Genomic DNA, 20,017 nt, shown 5'->3' on the forward strand with positions numbered 1-20,017 from the left:
GCTAATGCCATCTATTTTTGCTTATTTCGGCAGTTCTTCTTCAGGCAATGGCCATACATTGCTAAAGAATGCTCTTGGAGCTTAAATCCAAGATTTTTAGCGATATCCCGCTGCCTTTTCTCAATTGCCTCATCTACAAACTCCTCAACATGGCCACAGTCAAGACAAACTAGGTGGTCATGATGGTTGCCTTCATTGAGTTCGTAGATGGCCCGACTATCGCCCTTACTGGACTCAAAATGGCTACGAAGTAAAAGCCCTGCTTGCTCAAATTGGGTTAACACTCGATATACAGTGGCTAGGCCGATTTCTTGATCTTCTTTAGCAAGCGCCATAAAGACATCTTCCGCACTGAAATGAGTACCCCCGTTGTGATGAAAAAAATCCAAGATTTTCATGCGAGGACCGGTTGCTTTTAGACCGATATCTCTTAAATCTGCTGGCGATGGGTTTTGGTTCGTAGTCATGGCTTTGGGAGCTAAAATCAAGATCTTAATGATACGTCTAGCCATGCAAATTTGCCCTGTACTTTTTAATCGCTTTTTGAGCCCTTTTGTAAAGAGGTTTTATGCTTCCCCACGGGTTGGCTTAGTGGCGCTTACTTTCCTGGGATTTTTAAGTCTGGGAGGCTGCACTTCTGCAGTGGATGACCATCAGCGCGCTTGGGCGAATACTATTTTTAGGCCTTATGTTCCTGACGTCGTCCAAGGCAATTTTATTTCCAGTGAGCAATATTCGAAGCTGAAGTTGGATATGACACGCGAACAGGTCCGTCAAATTTTAGGCACCCCCTTATTGGCAAGCTATTTCCATGTCAATCGCTGGGATTATGTTTTTGAATTCAAACGCGCTGGTCAAGTCATTGGAAAAGAGCGTCGTGTTACCGTCTTTTTTGATGGCGATAAAGTGGTGAAATTTGACGGCGATGCCTTGCCAACCGAAGTAGAGATGGTCGCAGAAATTGATAACTACGCAAAACAGAAGCGCTCCTTCTGGGAAATTTTGACTGGTAACAATAAGCCACCGGTAACAATACCTTTACAGCAACCTGAATTATTAGTTCCTAGTCCCGCTAATAATTTACCTCCAGTAACGAAGTCTGCCGAGATTTTGAGTCCTAAGCCCGCCGAAAGCTCTGCTCCAACAACCAATTTAGTAACAGAATCAGCGGGCTCTGATAAACCTACCCCGTTGAAAACCCAGTAAAAAAAATTCTTAAGCAGTTTGTAATTAATACTTTAATGACAGAGCGAAGAAATCCATGATGAAGATTGCAATAGCTGGTGCCACAGGTCGCATGGGCAAGATGTTAATTGAAGCCGTTCTGAATACGCCTGATACTAAATTGGTGGGCGCACTTGAGCATGCCTCATGCCCGCAGTTGGGTGAAGATGCAGCTGCCTTTTTAGGTAAAAAAACAGGGGTGTTGATTTCTGCAGATGTAGCTCAGGTATTGAGTGGCGCTCAGTTCTTGATCGATTTCACAAGACCTGAAGGCACGATGGCGCATTTGGCGGTTGCTGAAAAAACGGGCACCAAGATGGTGATCGGCACAACCGGTCTGAGTGCAGAACAAATTACCAGTCTGAAGACTGCCTCTGCAAAGTTAGCCATCGTTTTTGCACCCAATATGAGTGTAGGTGTCAATACGACCTTCAAGTTATTAGAAATTGCCGCAAAAATGTTGAATCAAGGTTATGACATTGAGATTATTGAGGCGCACCACCGTCATAAAGTAGATGCCCCTTCCGGCACTGCACTCAAGATGGGCGAGGTGATTGCTGATTCCCTTGGCAAAAAGTTGGATGATGTTGCAGTTTATGCAAGAGAAGGCCATACCGGTGAACGCAAAGAGGGCACGATTGGTTTTACCACGATTCGAGGCGGCGATATTGTTGGTGATCACACTGTCCTATTTGCTGGTGAGGGCGAACGTATCGAAATTAGTCATAAATCGTCCAGTCGCCAATCTTATGCACAAGGATCATTGCGTGCAGCGCGCTTCTTGCAAAATCAAACTGCAGGCCTATATGACATGCAAGATGTTTTGGGTTTGCGTAAGTAGCCATTGAATTAAACCTAGAGAAGAAAAGAGCTGTATTACATGAGCAAGGATTACGACTACCGTCGCATCGAAGCGTCGGCTCAAGCCGATTGGGATAGCGTCAAGGCTTATCAAGTATCAGAAAGTGCAGTTGATGCTGCTGGTCAGAAAAAGCCAAAATATTACGCTTGCTCGATGCTGCCTTATCCATCTGGCAAGTTACACATGGGCCATGTGCGTAACTACACCATCAACGATGTGATGGCCCGCCAGTTGCGCATGCAAGGATATAACGTCTTGATGCCAATGGGTTGGGATGCTTTCGGAATGCCAGCTGAAAATGCGGCGATTCAGAATAAGGTTTCTCCTGCGAAATGGACCTACGACAACATTGCTTATATGAAAAAGCAAATGGTCGCAATGGGTCTTGCAATTGACTGGTCGCGCGAAGTGGCGACCTGTAGTCCTGACCACTATCGGTGGAACCAATGGCTCTTCTTAAAGATGTTGGAAAAGGGTATCGCTTATCGTAAGACGCAAGTAGTTAATTGGGATCCTATTGATCAAACAGTATTGGCAAATGAGCAGGTCATTGATGGGCGTGGTTGGCGCTCTGGCGCATTAGTCGAGAAACGAGAAATTCCTGGTTACTATTTCAACATCACTGCTTATGCAGAACAGTTATTAGATGGTCTTGATGGATTGGGTTGGCCTGAGCGGGTTAAAACGATGCAGCAAAATTGGATTGGTAAAAGCCGTGGCGTACGATTTGCTTTCAAGCATCAAATTGCTGATGACCATGGCAATTTTATTCAAGATGGCTTGCTGTATGTATTTACTACTCGTGCTGACACCATCATGGGCGTTACTTTTTGCGCAGTTGCTGCCGAGCACCCATTAGCAACAAAAGCAGCCGCTGATCATCCAGCTCTCGCTACCTTTATTGAGAAGTGTAAGACCGGCAGTGTGATTGAATCTGATTTAGCAACGCAAGAAAAAGAGGGCATGTTCACTGGACTGTATGTCACACATCCTTTAACGCATGAGCAAGTACCGGTTTGGGTTGGTAATTATGTCTTGATGTCTTATGGTGATGGTGCGGTGATGGGCGTACCGGCGCATGATGAGCGTGATTTTGCATTTGCATTGAAATACAAGCTACCAATTAAGCAAGTGATTGCGCTCAAGGGTGAGTCACCAATGTTTAACCCAACTCGTTGGGAAGATTGGTACGCTCAAAAAGAGGGTGTGATTTGTTTAAATAGCGACAAGTTTGATGGTATGTCTCATCAAGAAGCTGTTATTGCTGTCGCTCAAGATTTAGAAAAGATGGGCATTGGAGAGATCAAGACTACCTATCGCCTACGCGATTGGGGTATCTCACGTCAGCGCTACTGGGGTACGCCGATTCCGATTATTCACTGTGGTGATGAAACTCATCCAGGCTGCGGCGCCGTGCCAGTACCAGAAGCAGACCTTCCAGTAGTTTTGCCAGAAGATTGTGTGCCAGATGGTAGTGGCAACCCGCTGAATAAGCGCACCGATTTTTTAAATGCGAAGTGTCCAAAATGCGGCAAACCTGGCCGACGTGAAACTGACACCATGGATACCTTTGTCGATTCTTCTTGGTATTTCATGCGCTATACAGGTCCTAATGCGAAGTCCATGGTTGATGAACGTAATGAATATTGGATGCCAATGGACCAATACATTGGCGGAATTGAGCATGCTATTTTGCATTTACTCTATGCGCGTTTCTGGACTAAGGTGATGCGGGATCTCAATCTCATTAGCTTTGATGAGCCATTTCAGAATCTATTAACCCAGGGAATGGTTCTGAATGAGACTTATTACTATGAAGATGCGACCGGCAAAAAAACCTGGCTTAATCCTTTGGATGTGGAGCTAGACTTAGATGAAAAAGGTCGCCCACAAGGTGCAAAGTTAAAAGACGGTAGCTCTAAATCACCAGTCATCGTTGGTGGTGTTGAGAAGATGGCTAAGAGTAAAAATAATGGAGTTGATCCCCAAGCCTTAATTGATCAGTACGGCGCAGATACTGCACGATTGTTCGTGATGTTTGCTGCCCCTCCCGAGCAACAGCTTGAGTGGTCGGGTGCTGGTGTGGATGGCGCTTCGCGTTTCTTGCGGCGCGTGTGGATGTATTCGAGTAGTCAAGCCGATGCGCTACGTAATGTACCTGATCACATTTCAGGCAATTTGAGTGAGTCTGAAAAAGCATTACGCCGTGAAGTACATACCATTCTCAAACAAGCAAACTTTGATTATCAGCGTCGTCAATATAATACTGTTGTTTCTGCTGCGATGAAGATGCTCAATGTGCTTGAGCCAATTAAACTGGATCAAGGCTCTTCGATTAGCGCACCAGTACTTCGTGAATGCCTCAGCATCTTGTTGCGTATTCTGTATCCAGTTGTGCCACATTTAACTCATGTGCTCTGGAAAGATATGGGCTATGAGAGCCATTCTGGTTCTTTGCTAGATGCGCCATGGCCAGTAGTAGATGAGTCTGCGCTAGTTCAAACAGAAGTTACTTTGATGTTACAGATTAATGGCAAATTACGTGGAGATATTCGAGTGCCTGCAGATGCTAGTAATGAGCAAATTGAGGCATTGGCTTTACAAAGCGAGCCAGCTTTAAAGGCTTTGAACGGCGGGGCACCTAAAAAGATCATTGTGGTGCCTGGCCGTTTAGTCAATATCGTCGCTTAGCTTGTAGCCTGAACCTTTTTACTGGAAACTAGAGAGATGAGCTCAAATCAGCACAACAAGAAAATAAAATCTTCTTCTGCCAATATTAATTTACTGAGAAGAACAGCGCTCAGTCTATTTGTGCTGGCCCCATTAAGCGGCCTGATGGCCTGCGGATATCGTTTGCGCGGCGCAGTCGATTTGCCATTTAATGCGCTGGCGATTACAGGTAACCCATCTCCTCCGCTGCGCGCTGATTTACAGACCGCTGTATTAACTGGTACTGCAGTTAAGGTTGCGATTAATCCGCGTGATGCTGATTTAATCCTAGAAATCACTAATGAAATTACTGGCCGTGAAGTTTTGGCTTTTAACTCGAGCGGTCAGATCTCAGCCTATCGCTTAAATATTCGCGTGGGCTTTAGAGCCTTTGATACTGCTGGAACAGAAATTGTGCCCGAGTCAGAGGTTTTCATCACACGAGATATGGATTTCTCGGTCTCGACTGTTTTGGCAAACGATGCCCAGATACAAACCTTCTTGGGCTTGATGCGCCGTGATTTAGCGATTCAGATTCTGCGTCGGGTAGCCGCTTCTTCTAAAGCTCCTAGGACAAAGGCTTTTTGAGACTCAATGACATTGCATGGTTAAAACTGACGCCTTAAAAGTCCATCTGAAAAAGTTAGATGCTGGCGGCACAATGCTGCCTCTGTATATCTTTAGCGGTGATGAGCCGCTCTTGATGATGGAAGCAATGGATCAATTGCGAGCTATGGCAAAAAAACAATCCTATACAGAGCGCGAAGTGTTATTGCAAGAACGAGGATTTGATTGGAGCGCACTCCTTAGTGCTGGTCAAACCATGTCTCTATTTGGGGATAAGCGCTGGCTCGAGTTGCGTATTCCGACAGGTAAGCCAGGTCGTGATGGTGCAGATGCCCTCAAGCAATTTGCTGCACAAATTCAGTCACAAGCCCTAGATGCCCCCGACACAGTGGTATGTATTATTTTGCCCCGCTTGGATGGAAAGACCAAGACCTCTGCTTGGTTTAGCGCCTTGGATGAAGCGGGAATGGCTATTCAAATTGACTCCTTGGATCGCAGCCAATTACCGCAATGGATTACTGGGCGCTTAAAAAATCAAAATCAAGAGGTCGAGCCTGGAGCCGAAGGGATGAGCGCGCTCGAGTTTATTGCGAATCAAGTGGAAGGCAATTTAATTGCTGCTCATCAAGAAATTCAGAAACTAGGATTGTTATATCCCAACGGAAAGTTAACTGAAGAGCAAATTCGGACTGCGATTTTGAAAGTCGCACGCTATAACGTATTTGAATTGACCGAAGCCATGCTGGCAGGGGATTTGGCTAGACTAAATCGCATGCTTGATGGATTAAAAGGCGAAGGTGAACCCTTAGTTCTCATTCTGTGGAGCGTGACAGAAGAGCTTAGGCTACTATCTAAGTTGAAAGCAGCGAGCGATGCAGGTGAGTCGGTGCAGCAGTTAATGCGCGCTAATCGTGTTTGGGGAAATAAAGAACGCTTGTACCCGAATGCATTAAAGCGTGTTCAGCCTTTAAAGTTGCGTAGAGCAATGCAGGTAGCTGCTGGATTAGATCGTCAGGCAAAAGGTCTTTATGCTGCAGATCTCCCAGCAGACCCTTGGGATGGTTTGCGCTTAGTAGGCAATCTATTACGCTAAGCTTGTAGACAGAGCAAGGCTAGAGAAGATTAAGAAAGTCGGAAAAATGAGTTCAGCAATACAACAAATGATGCATGACATAGGTGAGCGAGCTCGTAGAGCATCGCGCGCTATGACTCGGGCATCGGCTGAACAAAAGAATCAAGCTCTTTTACATATTGCCCAGCTTGTCCGTCAAAAGGCAAGTGAGATCCAGAAGGTCAATCAAATGGATATTGAGCGCGCTAAGACTAACAGTCAAGATGCTGCTTTTATTGATCGCTTGACGATGACAGCAAAGACGATTGAAAACATGGCTCTGGGTTTAGAGCAAATTGTTAGCTTGGAAGATCCAATTGGAAAAATTTCTGCTTTGAAAAAGCAAGCTTCAGGAATTGAGTTAGGTCAGATGCGTGTACCGCTGGGTGTCATTGGGATTATTTATGAATCTCGTCCTAACGTCACAATTGATGCTGCAGCTCTTTGTCTGAAATCGGGGAACGCCGTGATTTTGCGTGGTGGTTCTGAGGCGATTGATTCCAATACTTTATTAGCCCAAATCATTCAAGAGGGCCTAGCAGCGGCAGCTTTGCCGAAAGATGCAGTCCAGGTAGTGACTACCACTGATCGTGCAGCAGTTGGTGAAATGATCACGATGACGCAATACATTGATGTGATCGTGCCACGCGGTGGTAAGAGTCTCATTGCGCGTTTAATGGCTGAAGCACGTGTACCAATGATTAAACATTTAGATGGTATTTGTCATACTTATATTGATGCGGATGCCGATATCGAGATGGCAGTAAAGGTCTGTGATAACGCCAAGACGCAACGCTATGCGCCTTGTAATACGATGGAAACCCTATTGGTGAATCAAGTGATTGCTGCAAAGGTATTACCAACACTTTGTAAGATTTATCAAGATAAGGGAGTGGAATTACGAGTAGATTCAGCCACTCGAAAAACTTTAGAAGATGCTGGGCTAAAGAATTTAGTAGATGCCAAGGAGGAAGACTGGCGCACTGAATATCTAGCCCCGATTTTGTCAATTAAGACTGTCGCTGATATTGATGAGGCTATGAGCCATATAGAGCACTACGGTAGTAAACATACTGATGCCATCATCACTAATAATAAGGCTCTGGCTGATCGATTCTTACGTGAAGTAGATAGTGCCAGTGTGATGGTCAATGTGAGCACACGCTTTGCCGATGGTTTTGAATATGGCCTCGGCGCTGAGATTGGTATTTCGAATGACAAGCTTCATGCACGAGGCCCAGTAGGGCTTGATGGCCTGACCTCTCTTAAATATATCGTCATGGGTCATGGCGAGATTCGTACTTAAGAGACAAATCACTATGGGTAATACATATCTCTGGATAAAGACATTTCATATTGTCTTAATTACATCTTGGTTCGCAGGATTATTTTATTTGCCTAGAATTTTTGTCAATCTCGCAGATGAAAAAAATCCTGAGACTTATGCTCGTCTGCTTGGTATGGCTGACCGACTCTTTCGGTTTATGACGATTTTGGCAGTGCCTGCCATACTGTTAGGACTTGCTCTTTGGCTTCACTTCAGGGTTGGTGCCGGTGAAATTTGGATGCACGCAAAGTTATTTTTTGTACTATTGATTATTGGATACCATCATTCATGCTGGAATCTACTAAAGAAATTCCGAGCTGGTATGAATACCAAATCTGGTGTGTGGTACCGCTGGTTTAATGAGGCTCCTGTACTTTTGTTAGTGATCGTTGTGGCTCTCGTTATTTTTAAACCCTAATTGCTATTTTTAAGTTCTTTCTTTTTCTAAGATTGCTAGACCTATGAGATTTTTTGTTGTTTGTCCAGGTGGTCTAGAGGCGCCGCTCGCGCAAGAGTTAGCAAGTATTGCGAATCGTCCAGATTCTAAGGCGCTGGGTACTTGGGTCATTGATCCAACGCCTACCAGTCCTTCGGGTGGTATTGGCTTGGCAGCTCCTATTTCTGCGGCGATGGCCCTCAATCTTCACTCCCGAATTGCTAGTCGCGTTTTATTACAAATGGCACAAGCACCCTATAGACAGGAAGATGATTTATATAAGTTAGCTAGTGGTTTGGCTTGGGAAGACTGGTTTACCTCTAAACAAACTTTACGCGTTGATGTGACGGCGCATCGCTCCCCACTAAAGAGCTTGAATTTTGCTACGCTCAAAATCAAAGATGCGATTGTGGATCGTTTGCGTGATGTGACGGGTGATCGGCCTAGTATTGATACAGCCTTTCCGGATATTCGTGTACAGGCCCATTTAACTGCAAATCAAGTCACCATTTATTTAGATACATCTGGAGAGGCTCTATTTAAAAGGGGTTGGCGCGATGAAAAGGGTGATGCACCCTTAAAAGAAAATTTAGCTGCAGGTATTTTGTTGATTACGGGTTGGCAACCATCACAGACGCTTTTTGATCCGATGTGCGGTAGTGGAACCTTTTTGATTGAGGCAGCACAAAGGTTATTGGCCATTCCGCCAGGAGCTATTCGTGCGGGGATGTATGGTGATGATGGCAAGCCAAGTCGACTAGCCTACCGTCCTTTAGTGACTTCAGCTCATGGTTTTGGCTTTCAGAGGCTCAAACCTTTTAATGAGCCTACCGAGCAAAAGCGTTGGCTTGAATTGAAGGAAGCGGCACTAGCCCAAATGTTGGTAATGCGTCAGCAATATCCCACGGTAGAATCGCTTGGAATTAGCGGTGGAGATATTAATGAAAAATTAGTCTCGATGTTTAGGGGGAATTGGCAAAGAGCCCAATTACCCGATCAGCCAGTTGTTAGGCAAGTTGACGCTTTAGCAGCAAAGCCACCCATCAATACCAAAGAGGGGGTCATGTTATTAAACCCACCTTATGGCGAGCGTTTAGTGATCAAGGGTGGTCGTGGACAAGAACGAAATCCAGCAGTAACCGACTATGAGGAAGAGCCGGAAAACCGTTTTGAGTTGAATCTTGAAACAGGTCGTCAAAGTGCCAAGCAATCTAGTCGAGAATCATTAAAGCGATTACAAGCCCAAGAGGAACAAGATCCCAACTTTGTTGAGTTTCTAAGACAGTTTGGTCAGCATCTCAAAGATTCTTTTGGTGGCTGGAATGTGTTTGTTTTAACGGCGGATATGGCTTTACCTGGGCAATTGCGTATTAAAGAATCTAAGCGCACCCCTTTATTTAATGGCCCGCTAGAATGCCGCCTCTTTAAGTTTGAGATGCACACGAAGCAATCATCTTAAAATAGTAGCGATTTGGAATAGGCGATTTAAAATCGAAGAAATCAAAAAAGATTAGGTAAAGCGGAGAAAGATCAATGGAATTGAAGACTTATATGTGCCTTATCTGTGGCTGGGTTTATAGCGAGGCAGATGGATTACCAGATGAAGGAATTGCACCAGGAACCTTATGGGCAGATGTCCCGATGAATTGGGCTTGTCCAGAGTGTGGTGCCCGTAAAGAAGATTTTGAAATGATGGCGATTTGATTAGGAAATCAAAGTGGCAAAAGTAGACCAAAATGAAGTTTTATTTGAACGCGCACAAAAGACTATTCCGGGCGGAGTGAACTCTCCGGTACGAGCTTTCCGTCAGGTCGGAGGCACGCCCCGTTTTGTTACTAAAGCTAAAGGCCCTTATTTTTGGGATGCGGATAACAAACGATATATCGATTTAATTATGTCTTGGGGCCCAATGATTGCGGGCCATGCAAATCCAGAAGTGGTCGAGGCTGTTCAAAGGGCAGCAGAAACGAGCTTTAGTTATGGCGCACCTACTGAAGGCGAGATTGAATTAGCAGAGCGTATTTGCGCCATAATGCCGAGCGTCGAGCAAGTACGCATGGTGTCTAGTGGAACTGAAGCAACCATGAGTGCTTTGCGTTTGGCACGAGGCTATACCAATCGAGATTTGATTATTAAGTTTGAGGGTTGCTATCACGGTCACGCTGATAGTCTTTTGGTAAAGGCTGGTTCTGGCTTATTAACTTTTGCCGACTCTACACAAAATGCTCCTTCCTCTGGTGGCGTTCCTCAAGACTTAGTCAAACACACACTCGTTTTGCCCTATAACGATGTTGCTGCTATTGAGGAGGTATTTCATCAGCAAGGCGATCAAATTGCAGCTGTCATTATTGAACCGATTGCGGGCAATATGAATTTGATTCAACCTTCAAAGGAGTTTTTAGCTGCTATTCGTTCTTTGACTCATAAGCACGGCAGTGTCCTTATCTACGATGAAGTGATGACAGGCTTTAGGGTTGCATTAGGAGGGGCTCAATCCCTTCAAGGCATCGTGCCTGATTTAACTTGCTTGGGTAAGGTCATGGGCGGCGGTATGCCGATGGCAGCATTTGGTGGCAATAAAGTAATCATGTCCAAGTTAGCCCCCTTAGGAAATGTTTATCAAGCGGGAACTCTCTCAGGTAACCCAGTTGCGGTAGCTGCGGGACTTAAAACTTTAGAAATTATTTCTAGAGTAGGTTTTTATGAATGCTTGACCGGTCAAACTCAAAAGCTCATGGCTGGCTTAAAGAAGGCTGCTGATAAGGCCAATATTCCTTTTGCAGTAGATAGCGTTGGTGGTATGTTTGGATTTTATTTTGCTGCCAGTATCCCAAGTTCATACGAGGCGGTTACTAAAACTAATATTGATGCGTTTAAGAAATTCTTTCATTTGATGTTGGATGAAGGGGTATACCTTGCACCTTCAGCTTATGAGGCAGGCTTTACCTCAATTACACATGATGACGCAGTGCTTGCGGAGATTAGTACTGCCGCTGAAAAATCATTTTCAAAGCTTTGATTTAAATCTGGATTACATTCTGAGCGGGTGGTCATAGCCCGCCACTTGGATCACTTCTGATTTTTTAGAATCTATTCCTGATTCTGCAATTTCAATGGCGGTGAGTTTGCCACCCCATACGCAGCCTGTATCAAGGCTAATCACATTGTGCTGGCGCATCAAACCGAGAGTAGACCAATGGCCGACGTACAACAGGGTATCTTGCGTTTTTCTTTTGGGAACTTTAAACCAGGGGATATAGCCAGCAGGGCCATCTTCTAGGCCTTCTTTACTCTCAAATTCCATTTGACCGCCAGGAGTACAAAATCGCATACGTGTTAGGGCATTGGTGATCACTCGTAAGCGCTCATAACCCTTTAGTGATGAGCGCCATTTATTAGGAGTATTCCCATACATATTGGCCAAAAATTCTTTATAAGACTTATGGCGCAATGCTTTTTCAAGCTCTTGGGCGCACTCAATCGTTTGTTGGAGATCCCATTGAGGTAATACTCCAGCATGCACCATGAGTACTTTGCCATTACTAAGAGCCATAGGCCGATGACGCAACCATTTGATGAGCTCTGCTCGATCAGGGGCATTTAGAATGCTATCAACAGTATCAAGACCCTTAGTTTTTCGTAAGCCTGCATCGATTGCTAAGAGATGTAAATCATGATTGCCTAGGATGCATTCGGCACGACCAGCCTCTTGAAGCAATTTGAGTTGTCGTAAGCTACCAAGGGAATCAGGCCCGCGATTGACGAGATCCCCCAGAAAAATCATTTTAGATTTCTGAGGTAATTTTTTAAGGAGAGCTTTTAGTGAAGGCGCGCATCCTTGTACATCACCAATTGCATAGATCTTGCTCATTCTCTATCTTAAAACGGAAAGGACGTCATTGAACTAGTCGACATTGATTTTTTTGACTACGCTATACCTTACTAAGGTATTTTTGCGGGCCTCATCGTGATTCACGATCGGCATTGGATAATCTCTTACAAGTAAGATACCTGCTGCCTCAAGTTCAAGATGGCCTGACAACCAAGGTGCATGAATCGATTTCTGAGAGAGTTTTTCTAATTGTGGCAAATAGCGTTTAATGAATTTACCTTCAGAATCAAATTTTTCAGATTGGGTAATGGGGTTGAATATCCGAAAATAGGGCTGTGCATCACACCCTGATGATGAGGCCCATTGCCAACCACCATTGTTTGAAGAGAGTTCAAAGTCATTGAGATGCTCTGCAAAATAGGCTTCACCCCAGCGCCAATCAATACCTAAGTCTTTTGTTAAGAAGCTCGCCACCACCATCCGTAAACGGTTATGCATATAGCCGCTTTGATTAAGCTGGTGCATGGCTGCGTCGACTAGTGGGTAACCTGTTTTTCCTGCGCACCACGCTGCAAATAGTTTCTTTGCATTGGTACCGCTTTCCCAAACAATATTGTCGTAATCAGGTTTGAATGAAACACCATCTGCCAGCCGTGGATGATTGGCCAAAATCATGAAATAGAAATCACGCCAAATGAGCTCACTTAACCAAATGGTGGCCCCCATGCTGCCTGCCAACATACGGCGGTGGGCTTCGCGTACCAAGCCTCGAATCGAGAGCATGCCAAAACGCAGATGTGTAGAGAGATAGCTGACACCCTTAATGGCAGGAAAGTCTCTGCCAATTTGGTAATGATCTATACGGTTCAGAAAGTCTTCTAAAAATGCCTGACCGGCTGCAGATCCTGCTGGCAAGTAGGCTTCAATGCCAGTGCTAACGAAGCCCATGGATTCGAGAGAGGGAAAGATTTCATCTAATTTTTTAGGAATGACTGCAAATTGCCCGGGTTTAGGGGTGCAGTCATAAGGGGCTAAATCTTTTTCTTGAAGAGTTTTGAGCCAATTATTTTTATACGGAGTAAACACTGAAAAGACAGTATTGGAATTCGTCAAAATTTCTTTTTTCTCAAAAATGACTTGATCTTTAAAGCTCTCGAAATGAATGCCTAAATTTTCAAGAGAACTTGCTACCGTTTCATCACGTGCAATTGCAGAAGGTTCATAATCATGGTTTGTGAAAACAGTATTGACCCCAAGGTCTTTTGCAATCTGGGGGATACATTCTGTTGGTTTGCCAAAGCGTACGATGAGTCCGCCACCTAAGCTTCGCAGTTCTTCATCCATTTGCTTTAAACCCTGCCAAATGAAGTCAACGCGGCGATCATGCTTTAAGCCCTTAGCGTCAAGCTCACCTTTTTTTAATAGGGGTTGCAAAATATCTTTATCAAAAATGAAGGTCAGCCAGACCTGCCCAGCCTCAGCCAGGGCGTGGTGAAGGGCAGTATTGTCATAAAGACGAAGATCGCGGCGGAGCCAAACTAGCGCTTTTTGCATAGACCCTATATTAGGGCTAAATGACTACCCTTGCTTGCCTAAGAGGTTAAGATCGAGAGCATTGATGGATACGATTTTTTTTATTCTCTCGAAGGTAGTGCAATTTTGCATCGAGCCCTTAAATTGGGTCATAGTGTGGATAGTATTGGCTTTGCTTTTCATTTCATTAAGAAAGCCTCATCTTTCACGACGCTTTCTCATGATTGCCGTTTTTAATCTTGCTGTGGTGGGATACCTACCAACTTCTGAATCTGTATTGAGGGTTCTTGAAGATAGGGCACCGCAAGCTAGCGTGAGTCAGTTGATGAAAAGTGAACTAGGTGGGGTCATTATTTTGGGCGGTGCAATTGAGGGTGGCGAAATTGCGATGGACCGTGGGGAAGTCTCCATTTACTCTTCTGCTGAACGCGTCACAAGGGCATTTGAATTCATTCGCAAGCATCCAGATTTACCGTTCATCTTCAGTGGATATTCTGGGCGTGTGAACCCCAAAGGGATGTCAGAAGCCGAGGCATTTAAACAACTAGTTCAAGAGCAGGGTTTAGATGGATCCCAAGTACATTATGAAAACCAATCTCGTAATACCTATGAAAACGTCCTGTATTTAAAGCCGATGATGGTCGAGTTTGGCATCAAAAATGAGGGCGGGTCCTCTAGGCCATGGTTGGTCATTACTTCGGCCAGCCATATGTATCGATCTTTAAAGATCTTTCAAAAGCAAGGAATTGAGGTCTTAGCTTTGCCGGTGGATTACCAGACGGCTAATCGCCTGCGGTGGACTTCTTTTGATTTGGTGGGTGGGGCTCAGAACTGGAATAAAGCATTGCATGAGCTGGTTGGGCTTTTAGCCTACTGGATTACAGGGAAAATCTAGTTATTCTGTAAAATAAAGGCATATGATTATGGCGAAGAAAGATCAAGCCTCCAAAGCATTAGACTCAGAGTCTAGTCTAGACCCTTTGATTTCATATTCAGCCGAGCATCTAGCCAATCAATTTCTGATCGCAATGCCTGGTATGGTCGATACCGATTTTGCAGGTTCCGTGATCTATCTTTTTGAACACACCGAAAGAGGGGCAATGGGATTGGTGGTCAATAGACCAACCGAAGTCAATCTTGGAACACTCTTTGACAAAATTGAGCTCAAGCTTGAAATCGCACCTTTGCTAGATCAACCCGTTTATTTTGGTGGTCCTGTTCAGGTTGAACGTGGTTTTGTATTGCATGAGCCCAATCCTTTAATTGCCTATAGCTCTTCCCTGGTAATCCCGGGAGGGCTCACAATGACGACCTCTAAAGATGTTCTAGAGGCTGTTGCTTGTGGAAGTGGTCCTCGAGATTTTTTGATGACCTTGGGATACGCGGGCTGGGGAGCTGGTCAACTTGAAGAAGAAATTACTCTCAATGGCTGGATGAATGTGCCACTTTCACGCCAGCAAATGAGTGAGATTCTTTTTAAGACTCCTTATAGTCAACGCTATCAAAAAACCATCAGTCATTTAGGTTTTGACCTTTCGCACCTCTCGGGTGAGGCAGGGCATGCCTAAGCCGATCACGGTGATGGCCTTTGATTACGGTACGCGCCGAGTGGGTGTGGCAGTCGGAAATTCAGTAACCGGTACAGGTCAGGCATTAAAAACAATTGCAGCCCCCAACAGCGACAATCTTTTTAAAGAGGTCGAAAGTCTCCTAAAAGAATGGCAGCCAGAACGATTGGTGGTGGGTAAACCCCTTCATCCCGATGGTGCCGAGCATGAAATGACATCTAAGGCAGTTCGCTTTGGCAATCAATTGCACGGCCGCTTCCAACTGGAAGTGGAGTGGGTAGATGAACGTTATACCTCTGCAGTTTTAGAGGGTGATGCTCAAATGCAGGACAATCTAGATGCCCATTCTGCAGCGCTCTTATTGGAGCAATATTTTTCAGAGTTGGCAGCAAAAGTTGCAATAAAGAATGTTGAATAAAACTCTATGCTTAAAAGTTTCGGAATCTGAAAATGAATGCTGAAAAGTTATACGAAAAGTTACTTGTCAATCTGCGCCAGCGAAAGCAGTCTGGCTCCTTTGAGCTTGCTGGATTGGCCATGGGTGGAGCTTGGATTGCTGAGCGTTTAGCCAAAGATTTAGGCATGCCCCACTTTGGAGTGATCAATGTGGCTTTTCATCGGGATGACTATGCAGAGAAGGGGATGACTGCACTACGAACTTCAAGCACGATGCCAACCCATCTTCCGTTTGATGTGAACGGCGCCAATATTATTTTGATTGACGATGTATTACTCACTGGTAGAACAGTGCGGGCGGCATTAAATGAATTATTTGATTTTGGGCGACCTGCTCAAGTGGAGTTAATGGTGCTTGCTGATCGCGGTAATCGAGAACTTCCCATTGCGGCTGATTTCGTAGGCGAAAAGGTTGATGTAGTAGAGCAAAAAATTCTGGTTTTAGAAAAAGATGCCGCTGGCAAGTTCAGCTTTCAACTTGAGGAGCGTGTGTCATGAGTTCAGGGGATAAGATTAATCAACCCGTAAATCAATTTAACTCCGCAGGTGAATTAACTCACCTGTTGACCTTAGAAGGTTTGCCAAAAGAGCAGATTTTGCATATTTTGGACATGGCTAAGCAGTTTGTGAGCGTGACTGATCCCGCTCGTGAGGTAAAGAAAGTCCCCCTCTTAAGGGGTAAGAGTGTTTTCAATCTCTTCTTTGAAAACTCTACCCGCACTAGAACTACTTTTGAGATTGCTGCTAAACGCTTATCGGCAGATGTGATTAATTTAGATATTTCTACCTCATCTGCCGCTAAGGGTGAGAGCTTGCTCGACACCATTGATAATTTGGTGGCTATGCAGGCAGATATTTTTGTCGTGCGCCACAATGTTTCTAAAGCGCCCATTGAGATTGCTCAGCATGTACCAGCTCATGTGCATGTGGTAAACGCGGGTGATGGTAGCCATCAACATCCTACCCAGGGTTTATTAGACATGTACACCATGCGGCATTTCAAGCAAAACTTTAAGGGTCTGAAAGTGGCGATTGTGGGCGACATCGTTCATAGCCGAGTCGCTAAGTCCAATATTCACGCGCTTACTACTTTGGGCTGCGAAGAAATTAGAGTGATTGGCCCAGAGAGTCTGCTGCCAAGTAATTTAGATATGCTGGGTGTGAAGGTGTATCACAGCATGGAAGAGGGTTTGAAAGACGTAGATGTGGTGATGACCTTGCGCATTCAAAAAGAGCGCATGGAGGCTGGACAAGTGCCAGAAGGAGACGCGTTCTTTAAGCAGTATGGCCTAACAACTTCGCGCTTGGCGCTTGCCAAGTCAGATGCCATCGTGATGCATCCAGGCCCCATGAACCGAGGAGTCGAGATTGATTCAGCAGTGGCTGATGGAACGCAATCAGTCATTCTGAATCAAGTTACTTTCGGTATTGCGGTGCGTATGGCAGTGATGTCCATTCTTGCTGGTAACTAGTTAGAAACATTGAGCGCTTTAGAGTCAGTGACTATCCCAAACGTTACCAAGCAACAGCGTTGGTTGATTCTGACGCATGCTTTCAATATGGATGGGCGGGCTGCTAGTCTCACCATTACCGATAAGATTCCTTATTTGTTAGAGGCTGGTATTGAGCCAATTGTATTTAGTGCGATCACAGGTATCAAAGATCAGCGCTTTCCTCACTATCAATTTTTAGCCTGGGGTCCTTCCGGATTTCGCTTTGACTTTCGTCATTGGGTTGCCAATCAATATGGGCGCGGGCTTTTCTATAAGATCACAACCCGGATAGTTTCTTTATTACTCGCCCCTTTCATTGCGATTGAAAAACTGTTCCTAGGCTACTCCAGTCAATGGTCATGGGCTATCCCAGCCTATTTTCATGGTAGAAAACTGATTAAAGAAGGCAAAGTTGATGTCGTGTTCTCAGTTGGCAGCGCTTGGTCAGCTCACTTAGCAGGGGTATGGCTAAAGAAGGCCACAGGTATCAAATTGATTTCTGAAGTGCATGATCCGCTGGTGATTCGTCAGAGTCCTGGCGATGATGGTGCAGATAAACCAAAAAACAGAGATGCTCGCTTTCGCCATTTTCTAGAGAGTCAGCTTTGCAAATACTCTGATTTTGTTTGGTGGTTTACCGACGGCGCCTTGCATTACGCAAAGGTGCGCAATACTAATCTCAATACTCCTGGAAATGCCCAGGGGTTTGTTGTGCTACCTGGGGCTGAACCTCCGGGCGCAAAAAATATTCAGGCAGGCCATACCTATTCAAAACATTTAAATCTCTACCATTTTGGTTCATTGGCTAAAGATCGCAGCTTATCGGTGATATTAAAAGCGCTCAATACATTACTGCAAAAATATCCACAAGCAAGATCGGTTATTCGTATTCATGCTTATGGAGCCCCTTTAGACTCCTATTCCGAGCAAGCGATTGAGGAATATGGCTATCAAGACGTATTGCTAGCACACGGCCGTCTTGAGAAAGATCCCATGACAGGTCTATCAGGACGAGAGCAGGTGGTTCAAAAGATGCAAGAGGCTGATGTCTTAATTTTGTTGCACGGTAAAGGCGAAGAGTGTGCAGAGTACATTCCGTCAAAGCTTTACGATTACCTGTGGGCACAACGTCCTATATGGGCCATTACCCATCGCAATCCTCAGTTGGACCAAATGCTCCTAGAGCGCAATGCTTACTTAAGCATCAGCGGCGATGAGTCTAGTCTGGCGATGACCTTGGAAAAAATCTGGTTGGACTGGCAAGAGAACAATCTCAATCAGGTCAAAGGTAGTCCAATTGGAGTCAATCAAGCAGTCAGGAAAATTCTAGAGACTGCTGCAATCTAAATCTGGAGTTAGGCTCTACCGTATTGGTCTTCGAAACGCACAATATCATCTTCACCGAGATAGTCACCTACCTGGGCTTCAATAATAACTAGCGGTGTATCACCTAAGTTAGTTAGTCGGTGCTGAGTTTCTTTTGGAATATAGGTTGACTCATTAGAATTGAGGTGCAGAACCTTATCGCCATTGACAATTTCAGCCTTGCCAGTAATCACAACCCAATGCTCATTACGGTGATGGTGCATTTGCAATGAGAGTTTACCGCCTGGATTAACCACAATCCTTTTGATCTTGTAGTCGGGACCTTCTTCGATCACGGTATAAGTACCCCATGGGCGATGCACGGTGCTGTGATAAGTAGCGCGCTCATCTTTATCTTTGTTGAGGGCATCAACTACTTTTTTAACTGACTGAGAATTACCCTTAGCGCTGACAAGCAAAGCGTCTGGCGTATCAACGATGATGAGATTATCCAAGCCAATCGCAGCAATCAGGCGTTCACGGCCAAAGACAAAGTTGTTTTTAGAGTCAACAAAAATAGCCTTACCTTGCGCAGCATTACCATTCTCATCTTCTGGGAAGTGCTTTGCCATTGCATCCCATGAGCCCACATCATCCCAGTCAAAGCTAGCGTTCACCGATACCACATTGGGTGCCTTTTCCATAATGGCGTAATCAAGAGAAATATCCTCAATCGCTGCCATGGTCGCTTTATCTAAGGTAAATGAATCGACAGCATCAGCAGGTTTGCTTGCTGCCCAACAGGTTTCCACTTGTTTAGCAAGACTTGATGCAATATCAGAAGCAACTTTGAGCAAGGTATTCGGTGTGAAGCAGAACATCCCAGAATTCCAATGGAAATTACCGGCGGCAACATATTGCTCTGCTAAAGCCATGGCAGGTTTTTCAACAAACTGTTCGACGATGCGACCTTCTGCATTGCTGGGGGTATGTGCTGGATTACCAAGCTTGAGATAGCCATAACCAGTTTCAGCATGGGTTGGCGGAATACCAAAAGTGACTAAGTTGCCTGCCATTGCAAAATCAACTGCCTTGGCAACGGCCATCTCAAATCCCACCTTGTCATGAATCACATGGTCAGCAGGAAGAACAAGCATTGGTATATCTCCGCGGCCAGCATTTTTGGCAGCCAATGCCGCAAAGAGAACGGCGGGTGCAGTGTTGCGACGCAGGGGTTCAATAATGGTGAGCTGAGCTTCTTGCTCAGAACTTTTTAAATCAGCCTGTACTTGAAAGCCGAGACTTTCAGAAGTGACGACGCAAAGCCAGGGGTTATACGATTCAATGCGATTGGCTGTTTCGCTGAGGAGTGATTGTTGGCTGGCAACTGGCATAAAAACCTTTGGACGGTTTTCACGGGATACGGGCCACAAACGGGAGCCTGCTCCCCCACAAATAATTACCATCGAAAAGTTCAGTTTCATAGGCGAATTTTACCTAAAGAAAAAGGGCAGATAGGAGCGCAAGGGACCCCTTGGTGTATTGCTTGCCTGTTTATTGCTTTAAAGTCGGCGCCACATGCTGCAAGAACCAG

At 45.0% G+C, this 20,017-nt stretch carries 20 protein-coding genes; 16 read left to right on the forward strand and 4 right to left on the reverse strand.

Annotated elements, in window-relative coordinates; genetic code table 11:
- Positions 1-11: 11 nt before the first annotated feature.
- Entirely contained in the window at positions 12-467 is a 456-nt protein-coding gene (gene fur / locus ABWP14_RS09365) for a ferric iron uptake transcriptional regulator (RefSeq protein WP_353202702.1), read from the reverse strand.
- Positions 468-543: 76 nt separating this feature from the next.
- Here fur and ABWP14_RS09370 point away from each other — a divergent pair, with 76 nt between their 5' ends.
- The 10 genes from ABWP14_RS09370 to hemL all read left to right on the forward strand — a co-directional run bounded on the left by ABWP14_RS09370 (position 544) and on the right by hemL (position 11,255).
- The gene (locus ABWP14_RS09370) at positions 544-1,206 is read left to right on the forward strand and encodes an outer membrane protein assembly factor BamE (RefSeq protein ID WP_353202703.1); all 663 of its coding nucleotides are present in this window, start codon (positions 544-546) and stop codon (positions 1,204-1,206) included.
- A gap of 58 nt (positions 1,207-1,264) precedes the next feature.
- Complete coding sequence (gene dapB, locus ABWP14_RS09375; RefSeq protein ID WP_353202704.1) at positions 1,265-2,065, forward strand: 4-hydroxy-tetrahydrodipicolinate reductase; 801 nt, start codon at positions 1,265-1,267, stop codon at positions 2,063-2,065.
- A 39-nt stretch (positions 2,066-2,104) separates the two neighbouring features.
- Positions 2,105-4,777, forward strand: a complete 2,673-nt coding sequence (gene leuS / locus ABWP14_RS09380) for a leucine--tRNA ligase (RefSeq protein WP_353202705.1) — start codon at positions 2,105-2,107, stop codon at positions 4,775-4,777.
- Positions 4,778-4,813: 36 nt separating this feature from the next.
- Positions 4,814-5,383 (forward strand): LPS-assembly lipoprotein LptE, encoded by a 570-nt coding sequence (locus tag ABWP14_RS09385; RefSeq protein WP_353202706.1) that lies wholly within the window; start codon positions 4,814-4,816, stop codon positions 5,381-5,383.
- A gap of 16 nt (positions 5,384-5,399) precedes the next feature.
- Positions 5,400-6,455, forward strand: a complete 1,056-nt coding sequence (holA, locus tag ABWP14_RS09390) for a DNA polymerase III subunit delta (protein ID WP_353202707.1) — start codon at positions 5,400-5,402, stop codon at positions 6,453-6,455.
- A 28-nt stretch (positions 6,456-6,483) separates the two neighbouring features.
- Positions 6,484-7,779: a glutamate-5-semialdehyde dehydrogenase gene (locus ABWP14_RS09395; RefSeq protein ID WP_353202722.1), complete on the forward strand. Its 1,296-nt coding sequence runs from the start codon at positions 6,484-6,486 to the stop codon at positions 7,777-7,779.
- A 13-nt stretch (positions 7,780-7,792) separates the two neighbouring features.
- Complete coding sequence (locus tag ABWP14_RS09400) at positions 7,793-8,218, forward strand: CopD family protein (RefSeq protein WP_353202708.1); 426 nt, start codon at positions 7,793-7,795, stop codon at positions 8,216-8,218.
- Positions 8,219-8,261: 43 nt separating this feature from the next.
- Positions 8,262-9,695 carry a THUMP domain-containing class I SAM-dependent RNA methyltransferase gene (locus tag ABWP14_RS09405; RefSeq protein WP_353202709.1) on the forward strand — a complete coding sequence of 478 codons (1,434 nt, stop codon included), beginning with the start codon at positions 8,262-8,264 and terminating at the stop codon, positions 9,693-9,695.
- 74 nt (positions 9,696-9,769) lie between these two features.
- A complete protein-coding gene (locus ABWP14_RS09410) occupies positions 9,770-9,940 on the forward strand; it encodes a rubredoxin (protein ID WP_353202710.1) in 171 nt (56 codons plus the stop codon).
- A 13-nt stretch (positions 9,941-9,953) separates the two neighbouring features.
- Positions 9,954-11,255: a glutamate-1-semialdehyde 2,1-aminomutase gene (gene hemL / locus ABWP14_RS09415; protein ID WP_353202711.1), complete on the forward strand. Its 1,302-nt coding sequence runs from the start codon at positions 9,954-9,956 to the stop codon at positions 11,253-11,255.
- 12 nt (positions 11,256-11,267) lie between these two features.
- On the opposite strand, the gene ABWP14_RS09420 is transcribed toward hemL, so the two are convergent.
- Positions 11,268-12,107, reverse strand: coding sequence for a symmetrical bis(5'-nucleosyl)-tetraphosphatase (locus ABWP14_RS09420; RefSeq protein ID WP_353202712.1), 840 nt, complete (start codon positions 12,105-12,107; stop codon positions 11,268-11,270).
- A 33-nt stretch (positions 12,108-12,140) separates the two neighbouring features.
- Positions 12,141-13,622: a cryptochrome/photolyase family protein gene (locus ABWP14_RS09425; protein ID WP_353202713.1), complete on the reverse strand. Its 1,482-nt coding sequence runs from the start codon at positions 13,620-13,622 to the stop codon at positions 12,141-12,143.
- 199 nt (positions 13,623-13,821) lie between these two features.
- Between ABWP14_RS09425 and ABWP14_RS09430 the strand changes: the two genes are divergently transcribed.
- From ABWP14_RS09430 to ABWP14_RS09455, 6 genes are all read left to right on the forward strand, one after another.
- Entirely contained in the window at positions 13,822-14,496 is a 675-nt protein-coding gene (locus tag ABWP14_RS09430) for a YdcF family protein (RefSeq protein ID WP_353202714.1), read from the forward strand.
- A gap of 88 nt (positions 14,497-14,584) precedes the next feature.
- The gene (locus ABWP14_RS09435; RefSeq protein WP_353202723.1) at positions 14,585-15,169 is read left to right on the forward strand and encodes a YqgE/AlgH family protein; all 585 of its coding nucleotides are present in this window, start codon (positions 14,585-14,587) and stop codon (positions 15,167-15,169) included.
- Positions 15,150-15,587, forward strand: coding sequence for a Holliday junction resolvase RuvX (gene ruvX, locus ABWP14_RS09440; protein ID WP_502930176.1), 438 nt, complete (start codon positions 15,150-15,152; stop codon positions 15,585-15,587). Before ABWP14_RS09435 ends, ruvX begins: the two co-directional genes overlap by 20 nt.
- Positions 15,588-15,619: 32 nt before the next feature.
- Complete coding sequence (pyrR, locus tag ABWP14_RS09445) at positions 15,620-16,123, forward strand: bifunctional pyr operon transcriptional regulator/uracil phosphoribosyltransferase PyrR (protein WP_353202716.1); 504 nt, start codon at positions 15,620-15,622, stop codon at positions 16,121-16,123.
- A complete protein-coding gene (locus tag ABWP14_RS09450; RefSeq protein ID WP_353202717.1) occupies positions 16,120-17,097 on the forward strand; it encodes an aspartate carbamoyltransferase catalytic subunit in 978 nt (325 codons plus the stop codon). Before pyrR ends, ABWP14_RS09450 begins: the two co-directional genes overlap by 4 nt.
- 9 nt (positions 17,098-17,106) lie before the next feature.
- Positions 17,107-18,465: a glycosyltransferase family protein gene (locus ABWP14_RS09455; protein WP_353202718.1), complete on the forward strand. Its 1,359-nt coding sequence runs from the start codon at positions 17,107-17,109 to the stop codon at positions 18,463-18,465.
- An 8-nt stretch (positions 18,466-18,473) separates the two neighbouring features.
- Here ABWP14_RS09455 and ABWP14_RS09460 read toward each other — a convergent pair whose 3' ends face one another.
- Entirely contained in the window at positions 18,474-19,907 is a 1,434-nt protein-coding gene (locus tag ABWP14_RS09460) for a mannose-1-phosphate guanylyltransferase/mannose-6-phosphate isomerase (RefSeq protein ID WP_353202719.1), read from the reverse strand.
- Positions 19,908-20,017 lie beyond the last annotated feature (110 nt).

Origin of the sequence: Polynucleobacter sp., from assembly GCF_040400325.1 — a bacterium.
Taxonomy (GTDB): domain Bacteria; phylum Pseudomonadota; class Gammaproteobacteria; order Burkholderiales; family Burkholderiaceae; genus Polynucleobacter.